The organism is Actinacidiphila oryziradicis (genome assembly GCF_005047355.1).
Taxonomy (GTDB): domain Bacteria; phylum Actinomycetota; class Actinomycetes; order Streptomycetales; family Streptomycetaceae; genus Actinacidiphila; species Actinacidiphila oryziradicis.
The window spans coordinates 1-17,286 of record NZ_SUMC01000022.1; the positions used below are offsets into that span (position 1 = coordinate 1).

General features: G+C 69.0%; 18 protein-coding genes and 3 pseudogenes. 6 read left to right on the forward strand and 15 right to left on the reverse strand.

Translation table 11 applies throughout. The annotated features are described in order from the left end of the window. The 4 genes and pseudogenes from FCI23_RS22410 to FCI23_RS56550 all read right to left on the reverse strand — a co-directional run. Positions 1-156 (reverse strand): annotated as a pseudogene (locus FCI23_RS22410) (GntR family transcriptional regulator); the annotation flags it as partial. A gap of 332 nt (positions 157-488) precedes the next feature. Then, positions 489-1,214 (reverse strand): annotated as a pseudogene (locus FCI23_RS22415) (ricin-type beta-trefoil lectin domain protein); the annotation flags it as partial. A 132-nt stretch (positions 1,215-1,346) separates the two neighbouring features. Beyond that, a complete protein-coding gene (locus FCI23_RS22420; protein ID WP_136725730.1) occupies positions 1,347-2,147 on the reverse strand; it encodes an SDR family NAD(P)-dependent oxidoreductase in 801 nt (266 codons plus the stop codon). Then, positions 2,111-2,287, reverse strand: coding sequence for a hypothetical protein (locus FCI23_RS56550; protein WP_169316894.1), 177 nt, complete (start codon positions 2,285-2,287; stop codon positions 2,111-2,113). The genes FCI23_RS22420 and FCI23_RS56550 overlap by 37 nt, the downstream gene beginning before the upstream one ends. A gap of 156 nt (positions 2,288-2,443) precedes the next feature. Between FCI23_RS56550 and FCI23_RS22425 the strand changes: the two genes are divergently transcribed. Next, complete coding sequence (locus FCI23_RS22425) at positions 2,444-2,935, forward strand: cupin domain-containing protein (protein WP_136725731.1); 492 nt, start codon at positions 2,444-2,446, stop codon at positions 2,933-2,935. 23 nt (positions 2,936-2,958) lie between these two features. Here FCI23_RS22425 and FCI23_RS22430 read toward each other — a convergent pair whose 3' ends face one another. Continuing rightward, complete coding sequence (locus FCI23_RS22430; protein WP_407646011.1) at positions 2,959-3,720, reverse strand: TetR/AcrR family transcriptional regulator; 762 nt, start codon at positions 3,718-3,720, stop codon at positions 2,959-2,961. Positions 3,721-3,777: 57 nt separating this feature from the next. On the opposite strand from FCI23_RS22430, the gene FCI23_RS22435 reads away from it, so the two are divergent. The 3 genes from FCI23_RS22435 to FCI23_RS22445 all read left to right on the forward strand — a co-directional run bounded on the left by FCI23_RS22435 (position 3,778) and on the right by FCI23_RS22445 (position 6,341). After that, positions 3,778-4,998, forward strand: a complete 1,221-nt coding sequence (locus FCI23_RS22435) for a cytochrome P450 (RefSeq protein ID WP_136725733.1) — start codon at positions 3,778-3,780, stop codon at positions 4,996-4,998. Between the two features lie 20 nt (positions 4,999-5,018). After that, positions 5,019-5,210, forward strand: a complete 192-nt coding sequence (locus FCI23_RS22440) for a ferredoxin (protein ID WP_136725734.1) — start codon at positions 5,019-5,021, stop codon at positions 5,208-5,210. A gap of 237 nt (positions 5,211-5,447) precedes the next feature. Beyond that, positions 5,448-6,341, forward strand: coding sequence for a DMT family transporter (locus FCI23_RS22445; protein WP_136725735.1), 894 nt, complete (start codon positions 5,448-5,450; stop codon positions 6,339-6,341). 88 nt (positions 6,342-6,429) lie between these two features. On the opposite strand, the gene FCI23_RS22450 is transcribed toward FCI23_RS22445, so the two are convergent. The 7 genes and pseudogenes from FCI23_RS22450 to FCI23_RS22480 all read right to left on the reverse strand — a co-directional run bounded on the left by FCI23_RS22450 (position 6,430) and on the right by FCI23_RS22480 (position 13,617). Further along, entirely contained in the window at positions 6,430-7,800 is a 1,371-nt protein-coding gene (locus FCI23_RS22450) for a beta-1,3-glucanase family protein (RefSeq protein ID WP_136725736.1), read from the reverse strand. 237 nt (positions 7,801-8,037) lie between these two features. Then, positions 8,038-8,157: pseudogene (locus FCI23_RS59930) on the reverse strand (cytochrome P450); the annotation flags it as partial. Between the two features lie 5 nt (positions 8,158-8,162). Further along, positions 8,163-8,405 carry a hypothetical protein gene (locus FCI23_RS22460; protein ID WP_136725737.1) on the reverse strand — a complete coding sequence of 81 codons (243 nt, stop codon included), beginning with the start codon at positions 8,403-8,405 and terminating at the stop codon, positions 8,163-8,165. Between the two features lie 504 nt (positions 8,406-8,909). Next, entirely contained in the window at positions 8,910-9,230 is a 321-nt protein-coding gene (locus tag FCI23_RS22465) for a hypothetical protein (RefSeq protein ID WP_136725738.1), read from the reverse strand. A 253-nt stretch (positions 9,231-9,483) separates the two neighbouring features. Beyond that, positions 9,484-9,741, reverse strand: a complete 258-nt coding sequence (locus tag FCI23_RS63825) for a transposase (RefSeq protein WP_136725834.1) — start codon at positions 9,739-9,741, stop codon at positions 9,484-9,486. A 401-nt stretch (positions 9,742-10,142) separates the two neighbouring features. Continuing rightward, positions 10,143-11,474 carry a class I SAM-dependent RNA methyltransferase gene (locus FCI23_RS22475; protein ID WP_136725739.1) on the reverse strand — a complete coding sequence of 444 codons (1,332 nt, stop codon included), beginning with the start codon at positions 11,472-11,474 and terminating at the stop codon, positions 10,143-10,145. 91 nt (positions 11,475-11,565) lie between these two features. Beyond that, positions 11,566-13,617 (reverse strand): APC family permease, encoded by a 2,052-nt coding sequence (locus tag FCI23_RS22480; RefSeq protein ID WP_136725740.1) that lies wholly within the window; start codon positions 13,615-13,617, stop codon positions 11,566-11,568. A 137-nt stretch (positions 13,618-13,754) separates the two neighbouring features. On the opposite strand from FCI23_RS22480, the gene FCI23_RS22485 reads away from it, so the two are divergent. Both FCI23_RS22485 and FCI23_RS22490 read left to right on the forward strand, forming a co-directional pair. After that, entirely contained in the window at positions 13,755-14,420 is a 666-nt protein-coding gene (locus FCI23_RS22485; protein ID WP_136725741.1) for a potassium channel family protein, read from the forward strand. After that, positions 14,420-15,097 carry a potassium channel family protein gene (locus FCI23_RS22490; protein ID WP_136725742.1) on the forward strand — a complete coding sequence of 226 codons (678 nt, stop codon included), beginning with the start codon at positions 14,420-14,422 and terminating at the stop codon, positions 15,095-15,097. The genes FCI23_RS22485 and FCI23_RS22490 overlap by 1 nt, the downstream gene beginning before the upstream one ends. Positions 15,098-15,253: 156 nt before the next feature. On the opposite strand, the gene FCI23_RS22495 is transcribed toward FCI23_RS22490, so the two are convergent. From FCI23_RS22495 to FCI23_RS22505, 3 genes are all read right to left on the reverse strand, one after another. Further along, on the reverse strand, positions 15,254-16,051 hold the full coding sequence (locus FCI23_RS22495; RefSeq protein WP_136725743.1) for a DUF3159 domain-containing protein: 798 nt from the start codon (positions 16,049-16,051) through the stop codon (positions 15,254-15,256). Positions 16,052-16,054: 3 nt separating this feature from the next. Then, entirely contained in the window at positions 16,055-16,453 is a 399-nt protein-coding gene (locus tag FCI23_RS22500; protein ID WP_136725744.1) for an OB-fold nucleic acid binding domain-containing protein, read from the reverse strand. 119 nt (positions 16,454-16,572) lie between these two features. Then, entirely contained in the window at positions 16,573-17,256 is a 684-nt protein-coding gene (locus tag FCI23_RS22505; protein WP_136725745.1) for a response regulator, read from the reverse strand. Positions 17,257-17,286: the final 30 nt, after the last annotated feature.

The window sequence follows — 17,286 nt, forward strand, 5'->3', positions numbered from 1 at the left end:
CGCGAGCCCCTGCTCAGTCGGCAGCCGGTCGCCAGGGAGCAGATTCTGCTCGGCGATGTAGTTCAACAGCCGCTCCGCGACCAGTTCGTACCCCGGACGGTAACGGTCCGACGCATCGTCCGGCCCCTCGGAACCGGCGTTGGCTGTGCCGCGCACCGGCAGCCCCCTCGCTATTCACTTGAATCAGATCTATTTGCGCGGTCACTATGACATCGGAGTGGCCGGAAAGGAAGCCTCGGGCCAAACTTGGTCGGCCGAGCGCATAACTCCGTGGAAATAAGTGGACACAAGAGACCATCATCGGACCAGGCATCGCAGAGAGATCCGCCGATACATATGGTCCTTGCAGCCGGATTGAGCAGATACTCGGAAGCGAGCAGCCCAGGCGGCGCGACAGACTGCCGTCAACGCAAGCCCTGGACACCTCCGCCCGTGACTGCTCCGGGATCCGCCGCCGCTCAGGCAACGGATCCCGGGAGTCCCACCGGCTAGCTCAGGGTCCACTTCTGATTGGCCGCGGTGCCGCAGGACCAGAGGATGAGCTTGGTGCCGTTGGCGGTGGCGGCGTTCGACGCGTCGAGACAGAGACCGGCGTTGACGTTACTGACCGTGCCATTGGTGTTCACGTTCCACTGCTGGTTGGTCTGGCCGTTGCAGTCCCAGATGACGACCTGGGTGCCGTTGGTGGTGCCGGCGTTGTAGGCGTCAAGGCACTTGTCGCCGTAGACAACGAACTCCTTGCGGGTGGTGTAGGTCCAGGACTGGTTGCGGCCGCCTCCACAGTCCCACAGCTCTGCCTGGGTGCCGTTGGTGATGGTGTTGTTGAAAACGTCGGCGCAGCGGCCGGAGCCCTGCCCGACGATCTGGTTGCCATTCGTGCCGGGCAGCGGCCGGACCTCGATCGCGTCAAGATCCGGTGCCCAGGCCGAGGAGTTGGAGAAGGTCAGGGTGTTGGCGGAGCCCTTGGCCAGCGAGACCTCGACCGAGACGGTGCCGGGGGTGGTCCAGGAACCGGTCGGCGGGAAGGAGACCGTGGTCGCTGGCTGCCCGTTGATCTGGAGGACCGCGGTGCGGGCCGTGCTGTCGCCGTTGGTGTAGGCGATGTCCACAACCTTGAGGCCGGTGTCGGCCGCGGTGACGGCGTTGAACGTCAGGGTGTTCGCGGCGCCATTGCCGATGCCTCCGACCTTGGTGGTGCCCGAGCAGCCCGCGCATACCGAACAGCGACCGGCTTGTCGAACTGCTTCGCGCTGAAGCTAGGGCCGCCGCCGCCCGCAAGTCAACGGGTCGTAACGCATCGATTTCCTGGAGGCTGCCCGTCGCCCGCAGTTGCCGGAGCGGCCGCGTCAGTAGTGGATCGCGCCGGGTATTCCGCCTCCGCAGGCGACGGCGTCGCCGTTGATCGCGACGCTCCGCGGGGAGGCCAGGAAGGCGACCACGGCGGCGACCTCCCCGGCGTCCACGATCCGGCCGAGCGTGTTGTGCCGGGCGAGGCGCCGCTCGGCCTCGGCGCGCTCGATGCCCTGAGCCTCGGCGATCGCCGCGACGGTCGCGGGGAAGGCCTCGGTGCGGGTCAGCCCAGGGTGTACGACGGTGACATTGACGCCCTGCGGCCCCAGTTCGTCGGCCAGGTTCTTGGTCATCGCGGCGACGGAGACGTTGCGCATCGAGCCAATGGCGGAACCGGCGGTGCGGGCGTTCAGGCCGCTGATATTGATGATGCGCCCCCAGCCGGCCTCGATCATCCCGGGCGCGAGGGCCTGGGCGCAGCGCAGGTAACCGAGGACCTTGATGTTGACGTCGGCCCAGAACGCCTCCGCGGTGATCTCGCCGAAGCGGGGTGCGCGGGACTGACCGGCGGGGGTCGCGGCGGCGTTGACCAGGATGTCGACGCCGCCCATCGCGTCCCGGGCGCGCCCGGCCATGGCGGTGACCTGTGCGTCGTCGCCGGTGTCCACGGGGATGGCATGGACGGGACGACCGGTGTCCCGGCTGATCTCCCTTGCCGCAGCTTCCAGGGGCTCCGGCGATCGGGCGGCGATCGCCACGGAAGCGCCTTCGGCGGCGAGCGCCATGGCGACGGCCTTGCCGATGCCACGGCTGCCGCCGGTCACCAGCGCTCGCTTGCCGGACAGTTGCAGATCCACAGGTTCCGTTCCTCGTCTTTCGTCAACGGCGAGCGGGAGGACTCCGGCTCGATCACGTTGGTCGGGTTTCCGGGGAAGGCCGCGTCGGCCTCGGCTATGAAGCGCCGCTGGACCTTTGTGTCCGGGGTATCGAACCCCACGCCGAGGCGGTCAGCTCGGTGTTTTCCACCATCATACGGAGGCGGCGTCGCAGGCCTCCGGCACCCGGCGGAGGCTCCCCGAGCTGTGGAGGCGGGTCATCACGCTGGACGTTGCGACACCAGTCCCTGCCCGATCGTCCGCGGCGGAAGGGCCGTATGGATCCGCTGTCCGAGGTCTTCTCCCTGCTGAACGTGGAGGACACGGTCTCCGCCCGGCTGGAGGCCGGCGGGGCCTGGGCCATGCGCATCGACGGCTACCGGCAGGTGAATTTCGGGGCGGTGCTCCGCGGCTCGTGCTGGATCTCGGTGACCGCGGCCGGCCCGGCCGAGCCGGTTGACGGCCGCACTGTCTTCGCCACGGCGGCCAACGGCACCGTCCGTTACGGAGACGGCGACGACACGGTGGTCATCGGCGCACAGTTCGTCTTCGACGAGATCAACGCCAAGGTGCTGCCGGACTTCCTGCCGCCGCTGCTTCGTCCAGGCCCTGCGCGCCTATGCCGCGTCCGAGCAGCGCCCCGCGAACGGCTGGCTCGGCGCGCTCGCCGACCCGCAGATCGGGGCCGCCCTGGAGCTGATGCACCGCCACCCGGCCCGCAGGCGGACCGTACAGGCCAGGAGGCTCACAAGGTGACGGCGGGCCGCTGACGGCTCGCTGACACCGGGCGCCCTCACGCCGAGGTCGGCGGCGGCCCTGAGGTCCGCGACTGTGCCGACGCCGGCGAGCTGTCGCCGGCATCGGCGCCGCCCGCCCGGTTCGGGGCCGGACTCAGGACCAGCGGCAGGTACACGTCATCCACGATGTCCCTGATGATCTCGTCCTCGACGGGTGCGCCGAACAGCAGGAACTGGTTGCGCAGCAGGTCGGTCGCGACCGTGGCCCGACGGGAATCCAGGATCCAGCGCTCGACCTCGCCGCGCTCGACGGCCCGCTCCAGGATGACGTGGATCGTCGCGGGGCCGAGGGTGTGGACCCGTTCGCGGATCAGCCTGGCGAATTCGGGATCGCGCGTCATCTCGGCGAGCAGACCGCGCAGGATGCTGCCGAGCGGGCTGGCCATCTTCGCGGAGATCTGCCGCAGCAGGGCCATCACGTCCGTGCGGAGTGCACCGGTGTCGGGGAGGTCGACGTCGGAGATGCTGCGCAGCTTGCAGGCGTCGACAACCAGTTCGGCGCGGCCGGGCCAGCGGCGATAGAGGGCCGCCTTGCTGGTGCGGGCCCGGGTGGCCACCCGTTCCATGGTCAGCGCGGCGTAGCCCACCTCGGTGAGTTCCTCCAGGGCCGCCGTCAGGATGGCGTTCTCCAGCTCCTCACCGCGTCGGCGGGGTCTTTTACGGTGGTCAACGACCGATCCGATGCTTTGATCGACGTTCAGTGACAGGGTGACTCCCCAGAGTGTACCGAGAGGCTGTTGCGTCTCCTGTGATTGCAGCCTAGCCTCCTAATTAGAGAACTGACCGTTCTTTAATGTCAGAGTTTCGAGGGTTCAATGACTGAGACCGTTGCGACGCTCCAGACCGAAGACGCCCCCGCCTTCCCGAACGACCGCACCTGCCCCTACCAGCTGCCCGAGGGGTACACCAAGCTGCGGGACGGCCAAGGCTCACTACGAAGGGTGACCCTCTACGACGGCCGCCAGGCATGGCTGGTGACCAAGCACGAGGCGGCACGAAAGCTGCTGGCCGACCCCCGGCTGTCCTCCGACCGCACCCACAGCGACTTCCCCGCCACCTCGCCGCGTTTCCAGGGCCTCCGGGACCGCCGCCCGGCGTTCATCAGCATGGATCCACCGGAACACGGCTCGCGGCGGCGGATGCTGATCAGCGAGTTCACCGTGAAGCACATCAAGGGCATGCGCGCGGACATCGAACGGATCGTGCACGGCTTCATCGGCGAGATGCTCGCCGCAGGGCCGCCCGCCGACCTGGTCAGCCAGTTCGCACTGCCGGTGCCCTCCATGGTGATCTGCCGGCTGCTCGGCGTGCCCTACGAAGACCACGACCTCTTCCAGGACGCGAGCAGGCGGCTGGTGCAGGCGACGGACGAGGCAGGTGCGATCACCGCGCGCGACGACCTCGATCACTACCTGGACGGCCTGATCACCAAGCTGCAGGCCGAGCCCGGGCCGGGTCTGCTCGGCAGCCTGGTCGCCGAGCAGCTGGCCAACGGCGAGATCGACCGCCAGGAACTGGTCTCGACCGCGATGCTCTTGCTCGTCGCGGGCCACGAGACGACGGCCTCGATGACCTCGCTCAGCGTGATCACCTTGCTGGAGCACCCCGACCAGCACGCCATCCTGCGCGCCGACCCCAGCCTCGTTCCCGGCGCGGTCGAGGAACTGCTGCGCTACCTCGCCATCGCCGACATCGCGGGCGGGCGCATCGCGAAGGCCGACATCCAGATCGAAGGGCAGCTCATCCGGGCGGGTGAGGGCGTGATCGTCACCAACTCCATCGCCAACCGTGACGGCTCGGCGTTCGAGGACCCGGACACCTTCGACGTGCACCGTTCGGCCCGCCACCACATCGCCTTCGGCTACGGAGTACACCAGTGTCTCGGTCAGAACCTCGCCCGCCTGGAGCTGGAGGTGACCATCGCCGCCTTGTTCGATCGCATTCCGACGTTGCGTCTGGCCGTCCCGGTCGAGCAGCTGACACTGCGCCCGGGTACGACGATCCAAGGGGTCAACGAACTCCCGGTCACCTGGTGACCGCGGCGAAAGGAGTGGTCATGCGGGTGACCGCCGACCGGAACATCTGCATCGGCGCCGGCCTGTGTGCGCTGACCGCACCCGAAATCTTCGATCAGGACGACGACGGCCTCGTCACGGTGCTCAAGGCCGACCCCGAAGGTGACACCCAGCCCGCCGCGCGCGAGGCAGGCAGCCTCTGCCCGTCCGGCGCCATCCAGATCGCCGAATAGCCCCCGCCGGGACCCGGTCGCCGGCGGATCCGGTCCGGGCCGGAGTCCAGGTGGTCGCGACTTGGGCGACGGCCCGTGACCCCGGCAGGAGAAGTGCCGGGCGCCCGGGGCCCAGCTGCCCGGCCGCTTTCCTGCGTGGCCGAGGGGCAGGCGCCGCGATGCTGCGGGAGCATGGACTTGGGGCATGTGCGCCGGAGTCGGCCGGCGCGTCCGGGCGACAGCAGGAGGGAGAAGCCGGTGGGCTCCGCGCTCTCGGTCGTCTTCGCGCTGGCTGCCGCGGTCAGCAATGGGACGGCTACCGTTCTCCAGCGCCGCGCGGCGCTCGGCGTGCCGCTCTCCGAGGGTTTCCGCCTGAAGCTGTTCAAGGATTTGCTGCACCGGCCGGTGTGGCTCGGCGGCATGGCCGCGGTCATGGCGGCGGCGTGTTTCCAGGCTCTCGCCCTGGTCAACGGAGCTCTGGCCGTGGTGCAGCCGATCTTCGTGCTGGAACTGCCGTTCGCACTGCTGATCGGCGGCGTGGTGCTGCGGCGCCGGGTGCCCCGGCTCGGCTGGGTCGCCGTGACATGTATCGCGTTGGGGCTGGGGACGGCGCTGGCGGCCGCGGCCCCGTCCGCCGGGACCAGCCATCCCAACCCGCGGGGCCAGGTCCTGGCGATTGTGTGCTGCGCCGGCAGTATGGCCGTTCTCGTCCACACCGCGCTGCGGCGTCCTGCGGGCCGCGCCCGCGCTGCCTGCTTCGCCGCTGCGGCGGCCATCGGCTACGCGCTCACCGCGGCCCTGATCAAGGACGCCACAGACGCCTGGCGGACCGGCGGCGCCACCGGCTTCTTCCTCGCCTGGCAGACCTACGCCTTCGCCGCAGCAGGGGTGTGCGCCCTCTTCCTGCTGCAAAACGCCGTTCAGTCCGGCCCCCTGGTGGCTTCCCAACCCGCCCTCACCCTGGGCGACGCCCTGGTCAGCCTCTCGCTGGGTGTCACCCTCTACGGAGAGGAGGTACGCACCGGCTGGTGGCTGATCCCCGAGGTGATGGGGGTCGCCCTCATCCTTTACGGAGCGGTACTCCTCGCCCGGATCCCACTCGCCCAAGTGCTGGTCTCAGCGCCCGCCGGCTCCGACCGCACCAGGACCTGACACCCCACGTCCGCGGCCCGGTGCGGTCCGCCGGGGTGGCGGACCGCACCGGGCCGTGACTCAGCCAGTACTTCGGCGACGGCCTCGGTCAGAAGCCGACGGCCACCTCCAGCCACTGCGGGTTGGCGTGGGAGATGAAGGAGGACTGCCCCGCCACATCGTCGTAGGGGAAGCCGTAGGCGAGGTTGTTGATGGCCTTGTCGTGCCAGAACTTGGCGTAGTAGTTGGCCGGCCCCGACAGGTAGAACTTGGTCGGGTCCGACTGGCTCGAGGACGGCAGTGTGGCCACGTGGCGGTTGAGCGCCGCGCACATGGTCGGGTTGCTGGCCATGGTTCCGGCGCAGCCGAAGATGTACTGGGTGGTCTCGTTGACCCCGGCCGACTGGGCGTAGGAGGTGAAGTAGTTCGCGTTCACCCCGCCCGGCTGGAAGCTCGGGTCGCTGCCCGGGGCGATGATCCGGTACGGGGCCTGGGTCTTCGCCAGCACCTGGAACGGCTGCGGGACGGCGTTGATGAAGTCCTGGAAGACCTGGGAGCGGGACTCGTTGAAGATCGTCTGGGTGTCGCCGACCTGGACGTCGTAGCCGTCGGAGGCGTGCAGCCGCATCGCGAGCGGCAGGCCCCAGGCGTCCACGCGGGTGGTGTTGCCGTTGAACACGCCGCCGCCGACGGTGAACTCGATGAAGTCGTAGTACTGGCTGGCCGCCGAACCGACGTAGAAGTACATCCGGCCGGAGGAGTTGGCGGGCATGTCCAGGTAGGGCTGGTCCGCGATGGAGTGCGTCTGGCCGTTGAAGCTCCAGTACACCTGGCTGTCGGGGTAGGCGCCGTTGGTCCGGTTGAGGATCTTCACCTCGATCGCGTTCTGGGCGGCCGGGATGGTGCTCGTGTCACCCCAGAAGGCGTCGGTCGGCGGGGGCGTCGTCGTTCCGCCGCCGGTGCCGTAGACCTGGAATTCCCACAGCGAGTAGCCGTACGGGGTGGCTCGGGCAGTGCCGTACAGGCGGACGTAGCGGCCGCTGCCCGTGACGTTGAGCGTCTGGACGCCGCCGGTGCCGGTGGTGGTGGAGTAGATCGAGGTCCAGGTGGTGCCGTCGGCGGAGGTCTGGATCTGGAAGGCGGTCCCGTAGGCGGCCTCCCAGTTGAGCACCACCTGGCTGATCTGGGCCGTGGCGCCGAGGTCCACCTGGAGCCACTGCGGGTCGCTGAACGCGCTGGACCATCGGGTGGTGGTGGAGCCGTCCACGGCGGCCGAGGCGGCAGTTCCCACCGCCTCGGTGGACGAGGCGGTGGCTGGCTTCCCTTGGGAGAGAAGGGTGCCGGCCGCGTGGGCGGAGGGCTGGGCCACGGCGACGAGGAAGGCCGCCAGCAGGGCGACCAGCACTGGGAGAACGAGGAAGGGTTTGGGCCGGTGCCGTACTGGTTGCTGGTGCGCCAGCACGGGAATGTTGCTCGGCATGGTGTCTCCTGAACAGGGTGGGGGTCCTGCGGATCCTGACGTGCCCGGCATGCCTCAGTTGGCTCGGAAGGCGTGAGAGAGCGCTCTCTCATTGGGTTGTTTACCTCCGCTGTCGCCTCGACGTCAACGGATCTGTCAAGAAATCAAACAAAGGACTGGTCATCTGGCGGGATTTCAGGCCCCTTCGCTCCGGGCAATGAACAATCGCCTGACATCAGGTCGTCCGGGTCGACGGCGAGATACGGCCAGGTGCCGGCGCTGTTCGCGGGTGATGTCGAAGCCGTCGGCGTCCTCGCCTTGCTGGCCCTTGTCACGGCCCACCGCGCTGTACGGAGCCACAATTGCCTCCCCCTTGGGGTCTGTCACGATCTGCTCGATGCGAAACGCAGTTGCGGCAGAGCCGTCACCTCGGCCTGGATGCGGTGTGCGGAACTCCGGACCGGGTTCGCCAGTTCGACCAGTCCAAGCCGCCGCGACTCCTCGCGGTTGTGCTCGACCTCCTCGCACACGCGCTCGGCCTGGGCATCGACGCGCGCCTGCCAGGCAGCTTCGCGCACCTTCGCCTCATCGTCCCGCCCCCGGATGTCGTTCTCACGGCGAGCCACCTCAGCCAGGGCTTCGAGATGGCTACGACGCAGAGACCCCACCAGCACTGAGCGCCACGGCGTCGCACCGGCGTTGATGCGCCAGAGGGGAACAACGAACGCGTGGAGGCAGGTGCGGGGGAACGGGGCATAAGAGACCTCTGAGTTGGCTGAGAGTATGCGTCCGGCTTAGGCCACCCCGGCAGGCGTCAGTGGGAACGCCGACAGCAGGGGGCGGGGCTGACCAAACAGCAGCACGTTGCCGGCTCCGCCGCACCGTAGCCCTGTAGGTGATTCACTGAGTGAACTTCCCTCGTGCGCAACGTTGTTGGAAGATCTATATCCACCAGCAATACGCCGGGAAGCTTCTTGTCCACGCCCGGTCACCGCCTGCACACACCCCCCTCAAGTGTGAAGCACCTCCGGGAGGCGGCGCGGCGCATGAGGGTGCGGGCACGCGGGTACCGGGGCGGTCAGCGCCAGGGGGTGGTGACGCAATGGTGACGCCAAGGTGCCGGGGGCCGGTCACCATCGCGTTATGCGGACGAGAAGCAGCAGGCGCTGATGGCGGGTCGCGCGGATGCGGTCCGGAACCCCCGAGGCGCTCTCGTCGGGGTCGATCCGGGGAACCCGCTCGCCAGCCTGGTGGTGTTCCAGTACAACCCCGACGAGATGACCCGGCGGCTGGTCGCCCGGGCCGCAGGCGGCGACGAGTCCCCTGGTGCCCGTAGCGAGGCGCTCCGCATCGAGGGAGCCCCGATCGAGACGATCACGCTGGCTGTCGAAGTGGACGCCGCCGACCAGCTGGCGGAAGGGGATCCACAGGCCGCGGCAGCCGGTGTGCACCCCCAGCTGGCGGCGCTCGAGATGCTTCTCTACCCCAAGAGCTCGGTCGTCATTGCCAACACGGCGCTGACGCTGCTCGGCACGATCAGGCGGCGAAGGTGCCTTTCTCCAGGACGAAGGGGAAGGTCAGCCAATGGGCGAGGTCGTCCTGCGATACGGCCGGGGGACCCCACAGGGATTCCAGGGCCTGCGTGGAGACGTGCAGTTGGGCGATGTAGCTCTGACCGCTTCGGGGTAGCCTGACAGGGCAATCCTAGGCATCAGCGCGCCTCCGTGACCTGCGCACCGCAGCCAGGGCGAGCTCTGCTTGGAGATGTGGCCGTGCCGGACGGTGAGGGTCCGAGCCGCGGACGCTGGGCGTCGGCCCCGCCCAGGCGGCGAGCTTGCGGGCGGAGGGGAAACGGGTGACGCCGCCGACCTCGGCCGCGATGATCAAGGCGGTGAGCGTACCCACGCCGGGCAGCTGGGTGAGGGCCTTGACCCGCGGATCACCGCGCGCGAGCGCGAGCAGCCCAGACCTAGCGCCGGAGGCCCACGAGCGTCACGGTCCTGCGTGAGCGTCGTCCCGGCCAACAGCTCCCGAAGTCGCGTTCCTCCCCCAGCTGCTCCGTCCGGGCCTCGGCCGCGGGGAGTATGCCGGAGGCTGCTCCCCGCCCTTCCCGGCATTCCCCCGGCTCGGACTGCCTCCCAGCTTCACCGGCCAGCTGCGACTGACCAGCGGCGGAGTCCTGGCTCGGGATCCGGATCACCGACACATGACCGCCGGGCTACCGGGATCAGGCACACTTCTGACGAGCCATCAGAACGAGCGTCAAATGAGCGTCAAGATACTTCGGCGAGCGTCATTTCAGCGTCAGGATATCGCCCATAACGGACACAACGCCTATACCGCACATCGCCCAAACCCGCTGGTCAGACCTGCTCTGCCGCAGGTCCAAGGATCGCCACGCACTCCACATGGTGGGTAAACGGGAAGAGGTCGAAGGCGCGGAGCGAGATGGACCGGTAGCCCTCGGCGGCGAAGTAGGCGAGGTCGCGGGCGAGTGCGGCGGGGTCGCAGGCGACGTAGGCGATACGGCGGGCATCGAGTGAGGCGAGGTGCTTGACGGCGGCCCTGCCGGCGCCGGCGCGGGGCGGGTCCAGGACGATGAGGTCGGCCTCGGTGATGCCGGTACGGGGCAGGATCGTCTCGACCTTGCCGTGTTCGATACGGACCCGGTCGAGGTCGCCGAGATTGTGGCGGGCGTCCTCGACGGCACGCTTACCGGATTCGATGCCGAGTACGGCACCGCGCTCGCCGACCCTTTCTGCCAGGGCGCCCGCGAAGAGCCCGACGCCGCAGTAGAGGTCGAGGGCGGTCTCGCCGTCCCGGGGTTGGAGCCCGTCGAGCACCACCTCGACGAGCAGGTCGGCAGCCTTGAGGTGGACCTGCCAGAAGCCTCCGGAGCCGACCCGCCAAGTGCGGCCGACGGCCCGCTCACGGACGAAGCCACGGCCGTGCACACGGTGCACGCCACCCTGCTCGTCGACCCGGAGTACGGAGACCGGCCGGTCCAGCTCGACGATGGGCAGCCGTCCGCCGGGCTTCGGAGTCAGGATGACCTGACGGTCGGACGACCCGGTGGCGGTGATGGCCTCGACAGAGGCGATGCCCGGCCAGTCACGGGACTCGACGCCCAGTTCGGAGACACCGGGGGCGGCGATCAGGCAGTGGTCGATCCGCTCGACTTCGTGCGAACGGTGGCGGCGCAGCCCCGCGTGTCCCTCGGCGTCGACCGCGTACTGCACCCGGGTGCGCCAGGCCGGCACCTCGCCCTTGGCGACCTTGTCGCCGGGCACGGGCTCTACGGTGCCGTCCCAGCCGGCTTCCTCCGGCGTGAGCCCGGCAAGCCGCAGCAGCTGTTCGGTGATGACCTGCGCCTTCAGCCGCCGCTGGGCGCCGGGGGCCGCATGCTGCCAGTCGCATCCGCCGCACCTGCCCGGCCCGGAGAAGGGGCAGGGGGCCGGGACCCGGTCCGGGGAGGCTTCGAGAATCTCCACCGCGTCGGCCCGTAGGAAGCTCGAGTCCGGCCCGCCCTCGGTGACCTGCGCGATCACCCGCTCGCCGGGCAGCGCGTGCCGTATGAAGAGCACTTGGCCCGCGTGGCGCGCGATGCAGTGCCCGCCGTGCGCCACGGGCCCGACCTCGACCTCGTAGCGCTCGCCGACGAGCACGTCGGCTTGTTCTTTCGTGCGGTGCTGCATGACGGGACGGGCTCCTGGCGATGGGGGGCGGTACGGCTGGGGGACGGGGCAACAGCGCCCCAGCTTACTTGCGCCGGCCGGGACCACGGCCCTACTCCTTGGCGCTGGGCTCCTTTGGCCGCGCGGGCGGCCCCACAGGGCCGCGTCGCACCGAGCCCGGGGCGCTCCACTCGGCCTGCCTGCGCTGCCTTACCTTGGCCCGCTCGGAGGACTCCAGCTGCCACGGTACGGAGGTGACCATGACGCCCGGTGTGAAGAGCAGCCGCCCCTTGAGCCGTAGTGCGCTCTGGTTGTGAAGCAGGTGTTCGTACCAGTGGCCGACCACGTACTCCGGGATGTAGACACTGACGACGTCGCGCGGGCTGTTGCGCCGCAGGCTCTTGACGTACTCGATGATCGGCCGGGTGATCTCGCGGTACGGGGAGTCCAGGACCTTCAGCGGCACATCTATGCCGCGCCGTTCCCACTCCTCCTGCAACGCCTTGGTGTCGGCCGGGTCGACATTGATGCTCAGCGCCTCAAGAGTGTCGGAGCGCATCAGCTTGGCGTAAGCGAGAGCGCGCAGCGTCGGCTTGTGCAACTTGGAGACCAGCACGATGGAGTGCACCCGGGAAGGGCGCACCTCCTCGTCGGCGACCTCGTCGCCGGGGGCGATCTCGCCGGAGACCCGGTCGTAGTGGCGCCGGATGGCGGTCATCACCGCGTAGAAGGCGACCATGCCGAGGACGGCGACCCACGCTCCGTGCGTGAACTTGGTGAGCAGCACGATGATCAGCACAAGTCCGGTGAAGAAAGCGCCGAAGGCGTTGATCGCGCGGGAGCGCACCATATGGCGGCGCTTTCCGGGATCGTTTTCCGTCGCCAGGTGACGGTTCCAGTGCCGGACCATGCCGGTCTGGCTGAGCGTGAACGATACGAAGACACCGACGATGTACAGCTGGATGAGCCGGGTCGAGTCGGCGCCGTAGAGGTAGACGAGGACGGCGGCGAAGCCGGCGAGGAGGACGATGCCGTTGGAGAAGGCGAGCCGGTCACCACGGGTGTGCAGCTGGCGCGGCAGGTAGCGGTCCTGGGCGAGGATCGAGCCGAGCACCGGGAAGCCGTTGTACGCGGTGTTGGCGGCCAGGAAGAGGACAAGCGCGGTGACGGCGGCCAGGAAGATGAAGGGGATCGACCCCTTGCCGAAGACCGCCTCGGCGACCTGGGCGATGACCGGGTTCTGGGTGTAGCCGGAGCCGACCGGGACGCCGTTCTTGAGCAGGTCCGTCGCCGGGTTCTCGGCCATGCGGACCTTGGTGTTCATCGCCAGCGCGATGATGCCGCAGAACATGGTGACGGCGAGCACGCCCATGGCGAACAGCGTGGTGGCGGCGTTCTTGGACTTCGGCTTGCGGAAGGCGGGGACGCCGTTGCTGATCGCCTCGACGCCGGTGAGCGCGGCGCACCCGGAGGAGAAGGCGCGCAGCAGCAGGAAGAGGAGCGCGAAGCCGGACAGGCCGGTGTTCTCGGCGTGGATCGTGTAGCTCGCGGTCGGAGCGCGCATGTCGTCGCCCGAGACGATCCTGAAGACGCCCCAGGCGATCATGCAGAAGACGCCGAAGACGAAGGCGTACGTCGGGATCGCGAAAATCGTGCCGGACTCGCGCACGCCGCGCAGGTTCATCAGCATCAGCAGCACGATCATGCCGACCGCGCCAAGCACCTTGTGCTGGACGAAGAACGGCACGGCCGAGCCCAGGTTCTCCACCCCGGAGGCGACGGACACGGCGACGGTCAGCACGTAGTCGACGAGCAGCGCGCTGGCGACGGTGAGTCCGGCGCGTTGGCCCAGGTTGGTCGTGGCGACCTCGTAGTCGCCGCCACCGGACGGGTACGCGTGCACGTTCTGCCGGTAGGAGGCCACCACCGTGAACATCAGCACCACGACCGCGACCGCGATCCACGGGCTGAAGCGGTATGCGGACACGCCTGCGATGGACAGGACCAGAAGCACCTCGCCGGGCGCATAGGCCACTGAGGAGAGTGGGTCGGACGCGAACACAGGGAGCGCGAGCCGCTTGGGGAGGAGCGTTTCTCCGAGCTTGTCGCTGCGCAGTGCGCGGCCGATCAAGATCCGTTTCGGCAGGTCGGTCAGATTGGACACTCCTGGATGTTAAGGGATCGTCAAGGTTGACGGATCCTCGCCTCCCTATCGTCAGTGTGCGGGCGTGTGTACCTTTGGGCGCGGTCTGAGACCCTAAGAAGGAATCGGGCAAGATATTGACAGCCGGAAGGACGGGCGTGCACGTCGTCATCATGGGTTGCGGGAGAGTGGGATCCACCCTCGCGCACTCGCTCGAACAGCAAGGTCATACGGTCGCTGTGATCGACCAGGACCCGACCGCCTTCCGCCGCCTGGGTTCCGGGTTCAGCGGGCGTCGGGTTACCGGGATCGGGTTCGACCAGGACACACTGCGCGAGGCCGGCATCGAGGAGGCGGGAGCCTTCGCCGCGGTGAGCAGCGGCGACAACTCCAACATCATCGCGGCCCGCGTGGCCCGCGAGATGTTCGGCATCGAGAATGTCGCCGCCCGCATCTACGACCCACGGCGTGCCGAGGTCTACCAGCGGCTCGGCATCCCGACCGTCGCCACCGTCCGGTGGACCGCCGACCAGATGCTGCGCCGGCTGCTCCCCTCCGGGGCCGAGCCGCTGTGGCGGGACCCCAGCGGCGGGGTACAGCTCGCCGAGGTGCACATTTCCTCGGCGTGGATCGGCCACAAGGTAAGCCGGCTGCAGGAGGAGACCGGAGTACGTGTGGCGTTCCTCACCCGGCTGGGCGAGGCGATGCTGCCCAACTCCAACACCGTCCTGCAGGAGGGCGACCTCGTGCATGTGATGATGCGCGTCAACGACGTTGAGAAGGTCGAAGCAGCGTTCGCCGAGGGCCCCGAGGAGAGTCACTGATGAGGGTCGCCATCGCCGGAGCCGGCGCAGTGGGCCGCTCGATCGCGGCCGAGCTGCTGGAGAACGGCCACGAGGTCCTGCTGATCGACAAGAACCCCAGCTCGATCTCGGTCGAGCGGGTGCCGCAGGCCGAGTGGCTGCTCGCCGACGCCTGCGAGATCACCTCGCTGGACGAGGCGGCGCTGCAGCGCTGCAATGTCGTCATCGCGGCCACTGGTGACGACAAGGTCAATCTGGTCGTCTCGCTGCTCGCCAAGACCGAGTACGGGGTGCCCCGGGTGGTGGCCCGGGTCAACAACCCCAAGAACGAATGGCTCTTCAACGAGGCCTGGGGTGTGGACGTCGCCGTCTCGACCCCGCGCCTGATGTCCGCGCTCGTCGAGGAGGCCGTCAGCGTCGGCGACCTCGTACGGCTGCTGCGCTTCAGCCAGGGGGACGCGAACCTGGTGGAGCTGACCCTTCCGCCGGAGGCCGCGCTGGTCGGCACGCGAGTCGGCGAGGTCGAGTGGCCCCAGGACACCTCGCTGGTCACGATCATCCGCGGCCACCGGGTGCTCACCCCGTCCAAGGACGACGTACTGGAGGCGGGCGACGAGCTGCTCTTTGTCGCTGCCCCGCACCGTGAGGAGCAGCTGGAGGACCTGCTGTCCCTGCAGCGGAGTGCTGCGGACGGCTGAGGCCGTCCCACCGACCGCGCCCGGGCGGGGCACCGGAGTGCCCCGCCCGGGCGCGGTTCGTGGCGCGGGCGGAGGCCCGGGCCGCATCCGCCGGAGCCGGCGGCCTTGGCCTGCGAGGCCCACCCGACCCCCAACCCCGGATCGCCGGCCAGGATCTCAGCGGCCTGGCGGCGCCTGGCGGGTGGCGGCTTCGGCGACGCCGACCGCGTCGGCGCCGAGGTCGCGGATCTCCGGCTCACCGGCTTCCTTCGCGGCGCGCTCGGCCTCGTCCCTGGCCTCCATCTCGGCGATCACGTCGATCGGCGGCGGCGCCTTGGCCAGGAAGATCCAGGTCAGGTAGACCGAGAGCAGGAACGGCGGGATACCGAGGGCGACCTTGACCCAGCCGAGCTGGGTGGCGTTGCCCCACCAGTAGAGGGGGAAAAGGATCGCGGACTTGGCGAGCAGGATGATGCCCCACGCCCAACTGGCCTTGGTGTAGGCGACCCTGCGGCCGGGATTGCGCCGGCGCCAGGAGAGGTTCTCCTTGAAGATCGGGCCGAGAATGAGGCCCAGCAGCGGGAATCCGGCGGCGGCCGAGACGCAGTAGGCCACCGCGAGGCCCAGCGTGTAGAGCATGCCCGGCAGGTAGAAGTTCTTGGCATTGCCGGACATCATCGCGAAGACCGCGCCGAAGGCGACTCCGAACACCCCGCTGAAGGCGTGCTTGAGGGTGTCCTTACGGGCGAGCCTGGCGACACCCATCAGCAGGGACAGGGCGAGCGCGACGATGGCGGAGATATGGAGATCGTGGTTGACCGTGTAGATCGCGACGAAGACCAGGCCCGGCACGGTGGTCTCCACCATGCCACGCACCCCGCCGAACGCCTCGAAGAGGGCCGCTTCTGTGACGGCCCTCGACTCGTCCGTGGACTCGTCCGTGGACTGGTCTGTCTGCTTGTCGTTCGACGCCACCCGTTACTCCTGTCCGACCGGACGCAATTCGTACTTGGGGTTGAACAGCACCGGCCGGCCACGGTTCATGGAGATCCGTCCCGACGCGATGATCATGCGACCCGGCTCTATGCCGACGATGCTGCGACGGCCGAGCCACACCACATCGAGCGCGGCGGACCCGTCGAACAACTCGGCTTCCAGCGCGGGAACACCGGCCCGCGGCCGCAGGGTGACCGCACGAAGGGTACCGGTGACAGTGATTATGTCGCGGTCGTGGACGTTGCAGATCGGTGTGCAGCCAACTGCCAGGGCATCCTGCTGGAGCTCGTCGGAGTGCAGCTCCTCCTGGGAGGAGGAGAGCCGGTCGAGCATCCGGCGCAAGCGACCGGCGGGACGGTCCGAACGGGTGGTACCACTCATACAGGAAGCCTACCCGGCCGGGGTGACAGGATGGCGGCGATCCTTCTTCCGGCGGCGCTGCGGCGCCGCCCGGGCGCTGCCGGACGCTGCACGGGCCTCCCCAGGGCGCGCCCGGGGAATCAGCGTTCGAAGCGGTAGCCCATGCCGGGCTCGGTGACGAAGTGCCGGGGGTGCGAGGGGTCGGCTTCCAGCTTTCGGCGCAGCTGCGCCATATAGACGCGGAGGTAGTTGGACTCCGTGCCGTAGGCAGGACCCCAGACCTCCTGGAGCAGCCGCTTCTGGCTGACGAGCCGGCCGGTGTTGCGGACCAGCACTTCCAGGAGGTGCCACTCGGTGGGTGTCAGCCGGACATCGGCACCGTCCCGGTGGACCTTCTTGGCGGCCAGGTCGACGGTGAAGGACTCGGTCTCGACCGTGGAGGCGTCGTCGTCCGGTCCGGTCGGCGCCGCGCGCCGCACCGCGGCGCGCAGCCGGGCGAGCAGCTCGTCCATGCCGAACGGCTTGGTCACGTAGTCGTCCGCGCCGGCGTCGAGGGCCTCGACCTTCTCGTCGGAAGTCTGACGGGCGGAGAGCACGATGATCGGGACCCGGGTCCAGCCGCGCAGGCCGCGGATCACCTCGACGCCGTCCATGTCGGGAAGGCCGAGGTCGAGGACGATCACGTCGGGGTGGCGGGCCGCGGCGATCTGCAGCGCGGTCGCACCGTCGTGGGCGGCGTCGACCTCGTATTTGCGGGCCCGCAGATTGATCACGAGAGCGCGCACGATCTGCGGCTCGTCGTCCACCACGAGCACCCGGTCCATTGAGGTCCCCTTCCCATGTTCCTGACGATT